The 13,417-nt window shown below is 64.4% G+C and carries 14 protein-coding genes; 10 read left to right on the plus strand and 4 right to left on the minus strand.

What is annotated here, in order from left to right:
* The 8 genes from BCCGELA001_RS34690 to BCCGELA001_RS34725 all read left to right on the plus strand — a co-directional run bounded on the left by BCCGELA001_RS34690 (nt 1) and on the right by BCCGELA001_RS34725 (nt 6,473).
* Nucleotides 1-738: a response regulator gene (locus BCCGELA001_RS34690; protein WP_060737349.1), complete on the plus strand. Its 738-nt coding sequence runs from the start codon at nt 1-3 to the stop codon at nt 736-738.
* 314 nt (nt 739-1,052) lie between these two features.
* Nucleotides 1,053-1,664 (plus strand): sigma-70 family RNA polymerase sigma factor, encoded by a 612-nt coding sequence (locus BCCGELA001_RS34695; protein ID WP_008540804.1) that lies wholly within the window; start codon nt 1,053-1,055, stop codon nt 1,662-1,664.
* A gap of 433 nt (nt 1,665-2,097) precedes the next feature.
* Nucleotides 2,098-2,796 carry a cytochrome c biogenesis CcdA family protein gene (locus BCCGELA001_RS34700; protein ID WP_060737350.1) on the plus strand — a complete coding sequence of 233 codons (699 nt, stop codon included), beginning with the start codon at nt 2,098-2,100 and terminating at the stop codon, nt 2,794-2,796.
* A 31-nt stretch (nt 2,797-2,827) separates the two neighbouring features.
* Complete coding sequence (locus BCCGELA001_RS34705) at nt 2,828-3,391, plus strand: thioredoxin family protein (RefSeq protein ID WP_008567375.1); 564 nt, start codon at nt 2,828-2,830, stop codon at nt 3,389-3,391.
* Between the two features lie 102 nt (nt 3,392-3,493).
* Nucleotides 3,494-4,468 (plus strand): hypothetical protein, encoded by a 975-nt coding sequence (locus BCCGELA001_RS34710; RefSeq protein ID WP_060737351.1) that lies wholly within the window; start codon nt 3,494-3,496, stop codon nt 4,466-4,468.
* 22 nt (nt 4,469-4,490) lie between these two features.
* Nucleotides 4,491-4,685, plus strand: coding sequence for a hypothetical protein (locus tag BCCGELA001_RS38095; protein ID WP_060737352.1), 195 nt, complete (start codon nt 4,491-4,493; stop codon nt 4,683-4,685).
* A gap of 97 nt (nt 4,686-4,782) precedes the next feature.
* Nucleotides 4,783-5,376, plus strand: coding sequence for a L,D-transpeptidase (locus tag BCCGELA001_RS34720; protein ID WP_060737353.1), 594 nt, complete (start codon nt 4,783-4,785; stop codon nt 5,374-5,376).
* Nucleotides 5,377-5,435: 59 nt separating this feature from the next.
* Nucleotides 5,436-6,473, plus strand: a complete 1,038-nt coding sequence (locus tag BCCGELA001_RS34725; RefSeq protein WP_060738018.1) for an amino acid ABC transporter substrate-binding protein — start codon at nt 5,436-5,438, stop codon at nt 6,471-6,473.
* A gap of 249 nt (nt 6,474-6,722) precedes the next feature.
* Here the strand turns inward: BCCGELA001_RS34725 and BCCGELA001_RS34730 are convergent, their stop codons facing one another.
* Together BCCGELA001_RS34730 and BCCGELA001_RS34735 are read right to left on the minus strand one after the other, a co-directional pair.
* Nucleotides 6,723-7,862, minus strand: a complete 1,140-nt coding sequence (locus BCCGELA001_RS34730; RefSeq protein ID WP_060737354.1) for an acyl-CoA dehydrogenase family protein — start codon at nt 7,860-7,862, stop codon at nt 6,723-6,725.
* Between the two features lie 154 nt (nt 7,863-8,016).
* Nucleotides 8,017-9,216: an acyl-CoA dehydrogenase family protein gene (locus tag BCCGELA001_RS34735; RefSeq protein ID WP_060738019.1), complete on the minus strand. Its 1,200-nt coding sequence runs from the start codon at nt 9,214-9,216 to the stop codon at nt 8,017-8,019.
* 129 nt (nt 9,217-9,345) lie between these two features.
* Here BCCGELA001_RS34735 and BCCGELA001_RS34740 point away from each other — a divergent pair, with 129 nt between their 5' ends.
* Both BCCGELA001_RS34740 and BCCGELA001_RS34745 read left to right on the plus strand, forming a co-directional pair.
* Nucleotides 9,346-9,891, plus strand: a complete 546-nt coding sequence (locus BCCGELA001_RS34740) for a carboxymuconolactone decarboxylase family protein (protein ID WP_008540792.1) — start codon at nt 9,346-9,348, stop codon at nt 9,889-9,891.
* Between the two features lie 89 nt (nt 9,892-9,980).
* Nucleotides 9,981-10,475: a VOC family protein gene (locus BCCGELA001_RS34745; protein ID WP_008540790.1), complete on the plus strand. Its 495-nt coding sequence runs from the start codon at nt 9,981-9,983 to the stop codon at nt 10,473-10,475.
* A 67-nt stretch (nt 10,476-10,542) separates the two neighbouring features.
* On the opposite strand, the gene BCCGELA001_RS34750 is transcribed toward BCCGELA001_RS34745, so the two are convergent.
* Together BCCGELA001_RS34750 and BCCGELA001_RS34755 are read right to left on the minus strand one after the other, a co-directional pair.
* A complete protein-coding gene (locus BCCGELA001_RS34750) occupies nt 10,543-11,790 on the minus strand; it encodes an MFS transporter (RefSeq protein ID WP_008540788.1) in 1,248 nt (415 codons plus the stop codon).
* Nucleotides 11,791-11,984: 194 nt separating this feature from the next.
* Nucleotides 11,985-13,232, minus strand: a complete 1,248-nt coding sequence (locus tag BCCGELA001_RS34755; protein WP_060738020.1) for an MFS transporter — start codon at nt 13,230-13,232, stop codon at nt 11,985-11,987.
* Nucleotides 13,233-13,417 lie beyond the last annotated feature (185 nt).

Below are 13,417 nucleotides of genomic sequence, written 5' to 3' on the forward strand. Positions count from 1 at the left end.
ATGACCCAAAGCCAGCACATCATGATCGTCGACGACGAGGCCCCGGCCCGGGAGATGGTCGGGGATTACCTCAAGATGCACGGCTTCACCGTGACGCTGTGCGACGGCGGCAAGAGCTTGCGCGCCGCGATCGACGGCAGCATGCCCGATCTCGTCGTGCTCGATCTCAACATGCCCGAAGAAGACGGCCTCTCGATCATCCGCGACCTCAAGAGCCGCATCAACGTGCCCGTGATCATGCTGACGGCGACCGCGAGCCCGATCGATCGCGTGGTCGGGCTCGAGCTCGGCGCCGACGATTACGTGGCCAAACCCTGCGAGCTGCGCGAGCTGATGGCGCGCATCCGTTCGGTGCTGCGCAGAAGTGCGCCGGCCAAGGCGGCCGCGCCGGAGGCTGCCGCTGCGAAATCCGACAAGGACCAATTGGTGCGCTTCGGCACCAAATGGCTCGATCTGGAAGCGCAGGCCCTGCGCGACGACGAGGGCAACGAACATCCGCTGACCGCGTCGGAGTTCGGGCTGCTGAAAGTGTTCGCTGCCAATCCAAAGCGCGTGCTGTCGCGCGAGCGCCTCCTGGAGCTTGCGAATGCGCGCGACGCCGAAGCCTTCGACCGCGCGGTCGATCTCCGCATCATGCGCATCCGCCGCAAGATCGAGCCCGATCCGGCCAAGCCCGCCGTGATCCGCACCATCCGCGGCGGCGGCTATCTGTTCTCGCCGGCGGGCGAGAAGGCGTAAGGGCGCGCGCCACCAACCGCCGTCGTTCCGGGCTCGCTTGGCGTCCCGGGACGACAGCGGTGTATGTGGCGCGACCGAACGCAAGAGCTGGAAATACGTTCCAGCCCCGCCAAATCCGCCCCCCGCACCTTCCGTCCATTGAAATTCCTTGCCTTTTTGCCTCGAATGTTTCGTCGCGGCGATTTCGACGAAACAATTTGGCGGCGCACGAAACCATTTTCTCCTTTTCGTGCAGACGTCCCGAAACGTTGGCTCATTAACACTTTGGCTCAAGGAAACGCCGCTCGGTTGCGGCGCTACGGGGAGCCAAGTCCATGCCGAACGTCATCGCTATCAACGCCCAGGCCAGCCAGAGCATCATTGCCGCTCAGGCGACTTCGGACGACATGCTTCTCGAAAGCATTGCCGGCGGCAACAGGACGTCCATGCACATCCTTTACTGCCGACACAATGTACGGGTTTACCGCTTCATCCTGCGCATCGTGCGTGACGCCACCACGGCGGAAGACCTGGTCAGCCAGGTGTTCCTGGACGTGTGGCGGACCGCCGGCCAGTTCCAGGGCCGCTCGCAGGTCTCGACCTGGCTGCTCTCGATCGCCCGCTTCAAGGCCCTGACCGCGATGCGCCAGCGCCGCTTCGAGGACATCGACCAGGAAGACGTGCGCCAGATTCCCGACGATGCCGAGACGCCCGAGACCTCGCTCGACCGCACCGACACCAGCGCCATCCTGCGCGCCTGCGTGCAGAAGCTGTCGCCCGCGCATCGCGAGATCATCACCCTCGTCTACTACCACGAGAAGTCGGTGGAGGAGGTCGGCCAGATCATCGGGATTCCCCAGAGCACGGTGAAGACCCGGATGTTCTACGCCCGCAAGCAGCTCGCCGAATTGCTTAAGGGCTGCGGCGTCGAGCGTTTCGCCGCCTGATCTCAACGAATTCAACGGGATAAGGTTGGCACTCTGACCCTTTCCCCGGACACGGAAGTGTTACCGCCGACGAAACAATTGAAACAAAGCACAACATCAGGCGGAAAAACTTCCCCCCTATAAAGCTCACATACGGTTTCGTTAAACCTCCCAAGGACCTCCAGCGACCCGGACGGGATGCCCCCCTTCCGGGTCGTTTTGTGTTTGGGGCCCGACCGGACGCGACCGCTGGGACACTGTCGCTCCACATCGTCATGGCCGGGCCTTGACCCGGCCATCCACGTCCAGCCCCACGACAAAGAACGTGGATGCCCGGGACAAGCCCGGGCATGACGACCTTTGCAAATTCCCCTCCGTCACGAAGCCGTGACGCTGCGTAACGCGCCGCGCATCCGTTCCGAAATGCCCTCGTGACCTCCTTCACGAGTGCCCCATGCTCGAATTGTTCTTCGCCGTCCTCGCCGGTGTCCTCACCATCGCCGCGCCCTGCACGCTGCCGATGCTGCCAATCCTGCTGGGTGCCTCGATCGGGCGCGCAGGGCATTTGCGCCCGGCGATGATCGCGCTCGGTTTCGTCATCTCGTTCTCTGCGACCGCGCTATTGCTGGGCGCAATCACGCGGCTGTTCGATTTCGATCCGAACGTGCTGCGCGAAGCGGCCGCGATCCTGCTGCTCGGCTTCGGCCTGCTGATGCTGTGGCCGGCGCCGTTCGAATTTCTGTCGATCCGGCTCAATGGCTGGCTCGATTTCGGCAATTCCAGCGCCACCCAGCGCGAGGGCGCGCTCGGCGGGCTGGTGCTCGGCACGACGCTCGGCCTGGTCTGGACGCCCTGCGCCGGCCCCGTACTCGGCTCGATCCTGACGCTGGTTGCGACCTCGAAGAACCTGTCATGGGGCGGCACGCTGCTGATCGCTTACGCCATCGGCGCCGCGATCCCGATGCTGGCAATCGCCTATGGCGGACAGGCCGCGACCACGCGGGTGCGCAGCCTCGCCCGGATCTCGCCGCGGCTGCAGCAGGGCTTTGGCGTCGTCGTGATCGCCTTCGCCGCCGCCGCCTATTTCCAATACGACACGCTGATCGTGGCGTGGCTTACCGGCTTCTATCCCACCGGCCAGATCGGCCTGTGATCATCGATCCATTTCACCGGAGGACGCTTCCATGACTTTCAAACTGCTCACCGTGGCCGCCGCACTGATCGGCTTCACCGTCACCGGCGCCGTGATCCCAGGCATCTGCGACGAGGTATCCCGCGCAACACCGCTGCGCGTCGCGGCCGCAAGCCAGGAGAGCGCGCCCGACTTCACCGGCATCAACAATTGGTTCAACTCGAAGCCGCTGAGCATGGCCGATCTCCGTGGCAAGGTCGTGCTGGTCGATTTCTGGACCTATGGCTGCGTCAACTGCGTCAATACGCTGCCGCACGTCACCGAGCTCTACGCCAAGTACAAGGACCGGGGTCTCGTCGTGGTCGGCGTGCACACGCCGGAATTTCCGTTCGAACGGTCCGCCTCGAACGTGCAAGCCGCGCTGAAACGCCACGGCATCACCTATCCGGTGGCGCAGGACAATGAGTCCAAGACCTGGAACGCCTACCGCAACCGTTACTGGCCGGCGCAATATATCGTCGACCAGACCGGCAAGATCGTGTTCCAGCACGAAGGCGAAGGCAGCTACGACCAGATCGACCGCACCGTGGCGCGGCTGCTGAACGTGAACAGCTGATTCCGCACCGCCTTCGCGCGGCGGCTTCATCTGTCGCGCTTGTTGCTTGACTCCACGGACCCGTCCGTGGAGTTTCGCGGGCGACGGAATCAGCCGCCCGCGATGGACGACGCGACCACCAGCACCGACATCCGCCTTCGTGAAGGCTCCTCGATCGCGCAGCGGCTGATTGTGGCCGGCTGCGCGGCCGCGGTTGCGCTGTGCTTCACGCCGGGCCTATTCACGCGCGACACCCTGGAAATCACTATCTCGGTGGTGGCGCTGCTGGTGGGGGCGGGGTTCGTCATCGGCATCATGATGGCGCCGGCGGTAGTATGGATCATCACGCCGAACGAGATCCTGATCGGGCAACAGCGTCCGTTCGGAAAGCTCCGCACGCGGGTCGTCCCTAAGGATGACATCAGCGGCTTACAGGTTCCCGGCAGCAAGCGCGTGAAAGCCCGTTTCCAGCTCGCATTCACGCTGGCCTCCGGGGAACGCCTGACCTCTCCGCCGATCTCCGACGTCACCCATGTGCGCGACACCGTAGCCCGGATCGCCGCGCAATTCGGCGTTGCCAATTTCGAGGCACCCCGCAATCCGCTCGACGCCAGCAATCCGGAGATGCATCTCGGCGAACCGCTCGAGCCGTTTCCCGCGCGCGACATCCGCATCCTTGCGCTGATCGCCGTCGCATTGTGTGCCCTCCCCTATGCCTACAAGCTGTGGCGTGGGCTGCCGCCGAGCCATGTCGAGATCCTGCTGCTGCCGGTCGGCGTGATCGCCGCGTTCGCCGTGTACAGATATGCCAATCTCGTCACGGGCGCCTTCTGGATCATCCGGCCAGGCGATATCCGCGTCGAACGCCTGTGGGGCGACGGCACACCGCGCGCGGACCACATCGAAGGGCGGGACGTGAAGACGATCACGGTCGAGCGCCGCGGCCGGTCCGAGGACGAGCACTGCATCGTCGTGATCCGGCTGCACTCCGGGAAGCGGTTTCGCAGCCCCCGCATCGGCTCGCGGGTCGAAGCCCGCGCCGTCGGAGCCGAGATCGTGCGGCGGCTCGCCATCGTGCCGGAGAGCAACAAGATTTGAGAGCGACTGCCTCCACATCGTCATGGCCGGGCTTGTCCCGGCCATCCACGCCTTGACCCGCGACACGAAGAACGTGGATGCCCGGGACAAGCCCGGGCATGACAGCAGCAATTTGATCCTGCCGCCTGGCGAGGATGTCACTTCCACTGCTTTTCGCGCCATCCCCCGTTTCCAGCATTGCCGGGAGCGCGTCAAAAAAACCAAAGCATTCTCGTGACATACCAGAGCGGCGCGCCATCAACTTGCCATGAACTTGCCCCTCAGGTTTGATGGTTCCTGATTGATTTGCGCTGTGGCAGCGGGGAGAGCTTTACATGACGGATTTTCGTCGCCTGACCGGGATGTTTCTGGCCGCGATCGGCCTGACCCTGTCCACACCGCAGGTCTTCGCGCAGCAGCCTGATCGCGGCGACGAGCCGGGCCTGATCGCCGATGACGGCTACCAGCTCGAGCCGGAATGGAAAAAGCAGGTGGTCTACTTCCGCACCACCGAGCCGCCGGGCACGATCATCGTCTCGACCGCCGAACGTCATCTTTATCTGGTGCAGCCCGGCGGGCGCGCGATCCGCTATGGCATCGGCGTCGGCCGCGACGGCTTCCAGTGGCAAGGGCTCGTGACCATCACCAACAAGAAGGAATGGCCGGACTGGACGCCGCCGCCGGAGATGATCCAGCGCCAACCCTATCTGCCGCGCTTCATGGCCGGCGGCCCCGGCAATCCGCTCGGCGCCCGCGCCATGTATCTCGGCACCACCGTCTACCGCATCCACGGCACCAACCGCCCTGATACGATCGGCACCAAGGTCTCCTCGGGCTGCTTCCGCCTCGTCAACGCTGACGTCGCCGATCTCTACGATCGCGTGCCTGTTGGCACCAAGGTGGTCATCCGGCAGAAGCCGGAGCTCTAAAGCCCCCTCCCTTCGACAACACTCCTTTCCTTTTCCCGATTTTTCGAGAGAGCAACATGATGCGCACTTTTCGTGGCGGCCTGCTGATCGGGCTCGCCGTCGCCGTGCTGGTCGCCGTTTCGGCCATCATTTACGAATTCTACGACACCCGCACGCTGAAGCGCACGGTGCGCCGCGGCGAGGTGCTTTGCGGCGTCAACAAGGGCCTGCCGGGCTTCTCGATCCCTGACGACAAGGGCAACTGGACCGGCTTCGACGTCGATTTCTGCCGCGCGGTGGCTGCGGCGATCTTCAACGACCCCGGCAAGGCGAAGTTCGTCGCGCTCGACGCCAATGAGCGTTTCAAAGAGCTGCAGACCCGCAAGGTGGACATCCTCTCGCGCAACACGACCTGGAGCATGGCGCGCGAGCTCGACTACGACCTCTACTTCCCGGCCGTGGCCTATTACGACGGCGTCGGCTTCATGGTGCCGCGTTCGCGCAACAAGGAGACCTCACTGGACCTCGCCGACAGCAAGGTCTGTGTCCAGACCGGAACCACGACGACTCTCAACGTCGCCGATTACTTCCGTGCCAACAACATGAAGTATGAAGAGGTGAAGTTCGACAAGCTCGACGACGTGGTGAAGGCCTACGACACCAGCAAGTGCGATACGCTGTCGGCCGACGTCTCCCAGCTCTATGCGCTGCGGTTGAACCTGTCGAAGCCCGGCGACCACATGATCCTGCCGGACATGATCTCCAAGGAGCCGCTCGCCCCGGTCGTGCGCCAGCGCGACGACGACTGGATGATGATCGTGAAGTGGACGCTGTACGCCATGATCAACGCCGAAGAGCTCGGCGTGACCTCGGAGAACATCGACGAGGCCCTGAAGTCGAAAAAGCCGGAAGTGATGCGCCTCGTCGGCACCGAAGGCCGCTACGGCGAGCAGCTCGGCCTCACCAAGGACTGGGCCGCCCGCATCATCCGCCACGTCGGCAATTACGGCGAGATGTACGACCGCAACATCGGCGAGAAGTCGAAGCTGAAGATTCCGCGCGGCATGAACCAGCTGTGGAATGCGGGTGGTGTGCAGTACGCGCCGCCGATGCGGTAGGCGACGGTCCATCCGCGGTCATTGCGGGCGAGGGCCCGCGCTACATCTATCAACCATGCCCGGGCTTGTCCCGGGCATCCACGTTTTTGCAGCACCTGAGAACGTGGATGGCCGGGACAAGCCCGGCCATGACGGTTCGCGTTGCTGCCGTAGTCCGGATGAGCGAAGCGACATCCGGGGCCACCGCCCGCGACGTTCCCGGATGTCGCTTCGCTCATCCGGGCTACGTACCGTCTCTGCCGCTTCTCCTCAATACCCCCGCGCCCGCGCCAGCTGCTCGGTGTGGTAGTTGGCGTCGCCGAACAGCTCCTCGCACACGCGCGCGCGCTTCATGAAGAAGCCGATGTCGAACTGGTCGGTCATGCCCATGCCGCCGTGCATCTGCACGCCTTCCTGCACCGCGCGCGTCGCGGTGGTGCCGGCACGGGCTTTTGCGACGGCGACGCTCGATGCGGCCTTGGCGACGTCGGCATCGAGCGCCTGCAGCGCCTTCATGGTGGCGGCGCGGGTGATCTCGATGTCGACATAGAGCTCGGCGGCGCGGTGCTGCAGCGCCTGGAATTCGCCGATCAGCTTGCCGAACTGCTTGCGGCTCTTCAGGTACTCGACGGTGCGGTTGAAGACTTCGTCGCTGAGCCCCACCATCTCGGCCGCCACCGCGCCGCGGCCCATGTCGAGCACGCCCTCGAGCAGGCCGGCGGCCTGATCGACCTCGCCGAGCACGCCGTCGGCATTGACCTGGACATTGGCGAATTCGATCCGCGCCGCGTTGTGCGCGTCGACCATGATGGTGCGCTCGATCGCAACGCCCTTGGCCTTGGGATCGACCAGGAACAGCGTCAGGCCTTCGCGGTCACCGGCAGAGCCGGAGGTGCGCGCGGCGACGATGAGCAGATCGGCAACGTGACCATCGACGACAAGCGCCTTGGCGCCGGAGAGCTTGAAACCATTGCCGGCGCGCACGGCCTGCAGGCTGGTCTGCAGCGGACGATGCTTTGCGCCTTCGTCGATCGCCAGCGTCGCGAGCAGCGAGCCGCTCGCGATCTTCGGCAGGTATTCCGACTTCTGTACGGCGTTGCCGCCGCGATTCAGGGCGGAAGCCGCGACCACGCTGGTCGCAAGAAAGGGCGACGGCATCAACGTGCGGCCGATCTCTTCCATCACGATTCCGGCTTCGACATAGCCGAGGCCGCTGCCGCCGAACTCTTCCGGGACCAAAAGGCCGGCAAACCCCATCTCGGCGAAGGAGTGCCAGAGCTCTTTCGAGAAGCCAATGCGATCCTTGCTGTCGCGCAAATGGCGCAAATGCGACACCGGCGCCTTGTCGCTGATCAGCCCGCGCGCGCTATCGCGGAGCATCGATTGTTCTTCGGTGAGGACGAGGGCCATGGTGCGTGTTTCCGAACTTCGAAGTTTATCTTGTCTCGTCATTCCGGGATGCGCCGTTAGGCGCAGGCCCGGAATCCATACTCCCGCTCGTGGTTATGGATTCCGGGCTCGCGCTTCGCACGCCCCGGAATGACGGTTGGTGAGAGTGCGGTCCTCACGCCCCCGGCAGATCCAGGATGCGCTTGGCGACGATGCCGAGCATCACCTCCGTCGTACCGCCCTCGATCGAATTGGCCTTGGTGCGCAGCCAGGCGCGCGGACGGGCGCCCTGCTTGGAGCGCTCGCTCTCCCATTCCAACGCATCGACGCCGCCGGCCGACATCAGGATCTCATGGCGGCGCTTGTTGAGCTCGGTGCCGTAATATTTCATCGCCGAGGAGAACGCCGGATGCGCCTGGCCCGCCTTGGCGAGATCGACCGCACGCTCGGCACAGGCGGCGAGTGCAGCTTCGTCGACGTCGAAGCGCGCGATCTGGCCGCGCAGCATGGCATCGTCGAGCTTACCTTGCGCATCGGTGCCGACGGAGTCCGCCGCGATCTGACCCAGCGGGCGGCCGACGCCGCGCTCGCCCATGCCGGAGATCATCGCGCGCTCGTGCTGGAGCAGATATTTTGCGACGTCCCAGCCGCGATTGACCGTGCCGACCACATGCGATTTCGGCACGCGCACGCCGTCGAAGAAGGTTTCGCAGAACGGCGAATAGCCGGAGATCAACAGGATCGGCTTGGTCGAGACGCCTTTCGAGGCCATGTCGAACAGGATGAAGCTGATGCCGTCGTGCTTCTTCGCGGCAGGATCGGTGCGCACGAGGCAGAAGATCCAGTCGGCGTAGTTGGCATAGGACGTCCAGATCTTCTGGCCGGTGATGATGAAATCGTCGCCGTCGCTTTCGGCGCGGGTCTGGAGCGAAGCGAGATCGGAGCCGGCATTCGGCTCGGAATAGCCCTGGCACCAGCGGATCTCGCCCGCGGCGATTTTTGGCAGATGCTCTTTCTTCTGGGCCTCATTGCCGTATTTTAGGAGCGCCGGCCCAAGCATCCAGATGCCAAAGCTCGACAACGGCGGACGCGCGCCGATTTTCGCCATCTCCGCACGCAGCACCTTGTGCTCGGCAGCGCTTAAGCCCCCGCCGCCATATTCCTTAGGCCAATCCGGCACGGTCCAGCCCTTGTCGCGCATGCGCTCGAACCAGATACGCTGCGGCTCGGACGAGAATTTTGCGTTGCGTCCGCCCCAGTAGACGTCGGCATCCGACGTGGCGGGCTTGCGCATTTCCGGTGGGCAATTGGCTTCCAGCCAGGCGCGCGTCTCGTTGCGGAATGTTTCGAGCTCGGCGTTTTCAGTTTCGCTCATGGTCGTTTCCATCATCTAAGTTTGGCAGCGACTCTGGGCCAAGCTCCCGCGGAATTCAACCACTTCCGCGAACCGCAATCGGCTATAGTCGCGGCGACGACGGTGCTTGAAAACAAAGAGGAAACGACCATGCGCCTGACACTTCTTTCGCCTGGCGAAATGAACGAGAGCCAGCGGCAGACCTATGATGAGTCCATTGCCGGCAAGCGCGGCAAGCCGCCGGCGCCGATGATGGCTTGGCTGAGCAGCCCCGAGATGGCGCGGCACGCCACGCGGCTCGGCGAAGTCCTGCGCTTCGATACGATATTTCCCGCCAAGCTATCGGAGATCGCGATCCTGGTGACGGCGCGGCACTGGACTGCCCATTACGAATGGTACGCGCATAAGCGCCTCGCGCTCGCCGGCGGCATGGACCCCCAAATCATCGAGGCGATCCGCGATCGCCGCACGCCCGAATTCGAGGATCCCAAGGGGAAGATGATCTACGATCTCGCGAAGTCGCTGCACGAGGGCCACGGCGTCGAGAAAGGTCTCTACGACGAGGCCGTAAAGCTGCTCAGCGAGCGCGGCGTGGTCGAGGTGATCGGGCTGTGCGGCTATTACACGCTGGTGTCGATGACGCTGAACACGTTCGAGTTCGGACTTCCCGAGGGAGAAGTGTCGGAGCTTGCCTAGTTTCCCATCCGGAAACGATGGGTTTCGAGATGGGCAATGGCACGGTCCGGCGGTTCGCCTTATGTGGAGCTCAGCAACGGAGCATTCACATGTCGCAACACCAGCCCGTCCATGCCGGCACACGGATCGGTCATGTCCATCTCAAGGTCGCCGACCTCGATCGCGCACTCGGCTTCTATTGCGGCGTGCTCGGCTTCGAGCTGATGCAGCGGATGGGCTCGGGCGCCGCCTTCATCGCGGCCGGCGGCTATCATCACCACATCGGGCTCAACACCTGGGAAAGCAAGGGCGGCTCGCCGCCACCGCCGGGCACGACAGGACTGTTCCACACCGCGATCCTCTATCCGACGCGGCCAGCGCTGGCGGATGCCTTGCACCGAGTGCTCACGGCGGGGATCGCGCTTGATGGGGCGAGTGATCACGGCGTCAGCGAGGCGCTGTACTTGCGCGACCCGGATCAGAACGGCGTCGAATTGTATTGGGATAAGCCGCGGGAGCAATGGCCGTTCGGGCCGGATGGGAAGCTTGCGATGTTCACCAAGCGGCTGGATGTGGAGGGGTTATTGCGGGAGCGAGAAACGTGATGCCGTAGGGCGGATTAGCGGAGCGTAATCCGCCATGCCTCAGCGAATGCGGAGCTAAATTGGCGGATTACGCTTCGCTAATCCGCCCTACGAAACGTTTCCCCCGAACCATGATCAACGCCGCGGCCGCCAGCTCCAGGGCGATGCAGAGATAGAACGGCAGCGCGTAGCCGCCGGACCAATCGCGCAGCGCCCCCACGATTCCCGGGCCGAAGGCGTAGGTGACCTGGTTGATCGCGGTGTTGAGGCTGATCAGCACGCCGAACGAGGCGCTGTCGAACTCCCGCTGCACGATCAGCGACGGCAGCGTGATGAGATTGCCGACAGAGAAGCCGAACAACGCGCAGGCGGCGATCAGCACGTAGTCATTGTGCAGGTTGATGACGACGACAAGCGCCACCGCCTGGCTCAGGAACGACAGCGCCGAGGCCAGCCGCTGGTTGAGGCGGTCGATCACCAGCGAGAACAGCACGCGGCCGACCACGGCCATGGCCGTGAGCACGGCGACGGCGACCGCTGCCCGCTCGCGGCCGATCACGGGATCGAGGAACGAGATCAGGTGCACGATGAAGCCGACCTGCGCGAACAGCACCAAGGCAAAGGCAATCGTCACTGTGAGGAAGCCGACGTCGCGCATCGCCTGCGCGCGGATCTCCGTCGCGGATTTTGGTTTCGGCTTCGTCGCGGCATGCCAGCCTTGAAGATCAGGCGGACGGCCGACGAGAATGAGGATCACCGGCAGCAGCAGGACCAGCATGGCGCCGGCCGTGGCGTACATCGCGCTGGCGAAGCCGATATGGCCGATCAGCATCACCAGCACCGGCACGCCGACGATGCCGCCGAAACTGGCGCCGTTCAGCGCGAGGCTGATCGCCATGCCGCGCTTGGTGTCGAACCACAGGCTGATCGTGTTGGTGATCATCGCAAGGCTGGTGCCGGCCCAGCCGAAGGCGAGCACGGCATTGGCGAGGTAGAGCTGCCAGGGCTCGCGCACCGCGCCGATCGCGATCGCGGCCGCCGCCATCGCCAGCGTACCGGCGATCAGGCTGAGACGCGGACCGTATTTCCTTACGGCCTCGCCGACGAAGACGACAAGCAGCGCACCGAACAGATAGAAGAACGTGGTGCCGGCGGAGATCAGCGAGGTGGGCCAGCCCCGCGCGCGCTGGAGCTCGGCGACATAGACGCTCTGCCCGTAGAAGCCGAGCCCCCAGCCGAAGGTCGCCAGCAGGAAGCAGACCGCGACGATGCGCCAGCCTTCGTAGCGGAGCGAGGATTCGTCGATCTGCGCGGTGGCGCGGGGATTGTCGAGCATTTGCGCTGGTCCTTCGTTGCCCCCACGAGCGCCGTGCGTCACGCCCGTCTCTTGATGACGAGCATCATGTAACAACCGTGCGTCCGAAAATCACTTCGACCGCGGTCGAAGCATCAACGTTGCTGACAGGCTCCTGCCAACCTATTCAGCATGATCTTATCGGAAAACCGCTGCACACTTTTCCGGATCATGCGTCAAATCGCATCCGGGAACTCGCCCATCGCGGCGTCCAGCCGCGCCTTGCGGCGGCGGGCCCAGGAGGCCAGCGAGAGCACGGCGAGGCCGAGCAGGACAGGCGGAAACACCACCATGTTCACCGCCGACCAACCGTAATTGGCGAGCAGCTGCCCGGAGGAGAACGAGCCGATCGCCATCATGCCGAACACCAGGAAATCGTTGAAGGCCTGGACCTTGTTGCGTTCCTGCGGACGGTGCGTCTCCAGCACCAGGGCGGAGGCGCCGATGAAGGAGAAATTCCAGCCCACGCCGAGCACGATCAGCGTCGCCCAGAAATGCATCGCGGTGATCCCGGACAGGCCGATGCCGGCGGCGCCGGCCTCCAGCAGCAGGCCGGCCGCGACGACCTTCGGGGCGCCGAAGCGCGCGATCAGCGCACCCGTGAAGAAGCTCGGTCCATACATCGCGACGATGTGCCATTGGATGCCGAAATTGGAATCGGAGACGCTGAGGCCGCACATCTTCATGGCGAGCGGCGCCGACGTCATCACCATATTCATCATGGGATAGGAGATGACGCCGCACAACGCGGCTGCGATGAAGCGCGGCTGGGTCACGATGTCGAGCAGCGGCCGTCCGCCATGGAGATCGGCTGGTGCAGGCTTAGGCATGTCGACGCCGGCGACGATGCCCATCGCAACCAGCGCCACCGCGGCCTGCACCAGGAAGCTGAAGGCGAACAGATAAGGCTGCCAGACGTCCATGGTCCATTGCACGAGCTGCGGACCGAGCACGCCGGCGAACACACCGCCCGCCATCACCAAGGACACCGCCTTCGGCCGATAAGCCGCGCTGGCGCCGTCGGCGGCCGCGAAGCGATAGGATTGCGCGACCGCGCCGTAGAGGCCGCCGAGGAAGGTCGCGATACAGAACAGCGCGAACGAGCCATGCAGGATCGCGTAGGACCCCAGAAGGCCGGTGAGCATGCCGAGTCCGGTGCCGACGACGAAGGCGGCGCGGCGGCCGAAGCGGCGCGAGATCGCGCCTGTTGGCAATGTGCCGGCGGCGAGCCCCAGCACGTACATCGACAGCGGAACGGTCGCGAGCGACATGTCCGGCGCGAGCGTCGCGCCGACGATCGAGCCGGTAGCGAAGATCACGGCCGAGTTGGCGCCGGTCAGCGCCTGCGCAGCGGCGAGGCGCACCACATTGGCGCGCACGCGCGAATCGTCGGTGATTTCTGCGGTGGAGGTGACGTCTGACATCGGCATTTCCGCCCCAAGGGGCTCACGGGGCTTTGTTGATTCCCGGCACTATGGAGGGGCGCGGGAGGGCGAGCAACCGGCGCAAACGGACGCGGGCCATGCCCGTGACGCAATCGGACAGATGATAGCGGGCCGCAGCCTTGACGGCTTGCGCTCGATCAAATCCTATCCGCCGCGATCTTCCC

The sequence above is a fragment of the Bradyrhizobium sp. CCGE-LA001 genome, assembly GCF_000296215.2.
GTDB lineage: Bacteria > Pseudomonadota > Alphaproteobacteria > Rhizobiales > Xanthobacteraceae > Bradyrhizobium.

Bases quoted from the DNA above. Each gene is read 5' to 3' on its own strand.
- BCCGELA001_RS34690 (WP_060737349.1), top strand. From the start codon at position 1: ATGACCCAAAGCCAGCACATCATGATCGTCGACGACGAGGCCCCGGCC.
- BCCGELA001_RS34695 (WP_008540804.1), top strand. From the start codon at position 1,053: ATGCCGAACGTCATCGCTATCAACGCCCAGGCCAGCCAGAGCATCATT.
- BCCGELA001_RS34700 (WP_060737350.1), top strand. From the start codon at position 2,098: ATGCTCGAATTGTTCTTCGCCGTCCTCGCCGGTGTCCTCACCATCGCC.
- BCCGELA001_RS34705 (WP_008567375.1), top strand. From the start codon at position 2,828: ATGACTTTCAAACTGCTCACCGTGGCCGCCGCACTGATCGGCTTCACC.
- BCCGELA001_RS34710 (WP_060737351.1), top strand. From the start codon at position 3,494: ATGGACGACGCGACCACCAGCACCGACATCCGCCTTCGTGAAGGCTCC.
- BCCGELA001_RS38095 (WP_060737352.1), top strand. From the start codon at position 4,491: ATGGCCGGGCTTGTCCCGGCCATCCACGCCTTGACCCGCGACACGAAG.
- BCCGELA001_RS34720 (WP_060737353.1), top strand. From the start codon at position 4,783: ATGACGGATTTTCGTCGCCTGACCGGGATGTTTCTGGCCGCGATCGGC.
- BCCGELA001_RS34725 (WP_060738018.1), top strand. From the start codon at position 5,436: ATGCGCACTTTTCGTGGCGGCCTGCTGATCGGGCTCGCCGTCGCCGTG.
- BCCGELA001_RS34730 (WP_060737354.1), bottom strand. From the start codon at position 7,862: ATGGCCCTCGTCCTCACCGAAGAACAATCGATGCTCCGCGATAGCGCG.
- BCCGELA001_RS34735 (WP_060738019.1), bottom strand. From the start codon at position 9,216: ATGAGCGAAACTGAAAACGCCGAGCTCGAAACATTCCGCAACGAGACG.
- BCCGELA001_RS34740 (WP_008540792.1), top strand. From the start codon at position 9,346: ATGCGCCTGACACTTCTTTCGCCTGGCGAAATGAACGAGAGCCAGCGG.
- BCCGELA001_RS34745 (WP_008540790.1), top strand. From the start codon at position 9,981: ATGTCGCAACACCAGCCCGTCCATGCCGGCACACGGATCGGTCATGTC.
- BCCGELA001_RS34750 (WP_008540788.1), bottom strand. From the start codon at position 11,790: ATGCTCGACAATCCCCGCGCCACCGCGCAGATCGACGAATCCTCGCTC.
- BCCGELA001_RS34755 (WP_060738020.1), bottom strand. From the start codon at position 13,232: ATGTCAGACGTCACCTCCACCGCAGAAATCACCGACGATTCGCGCGTG.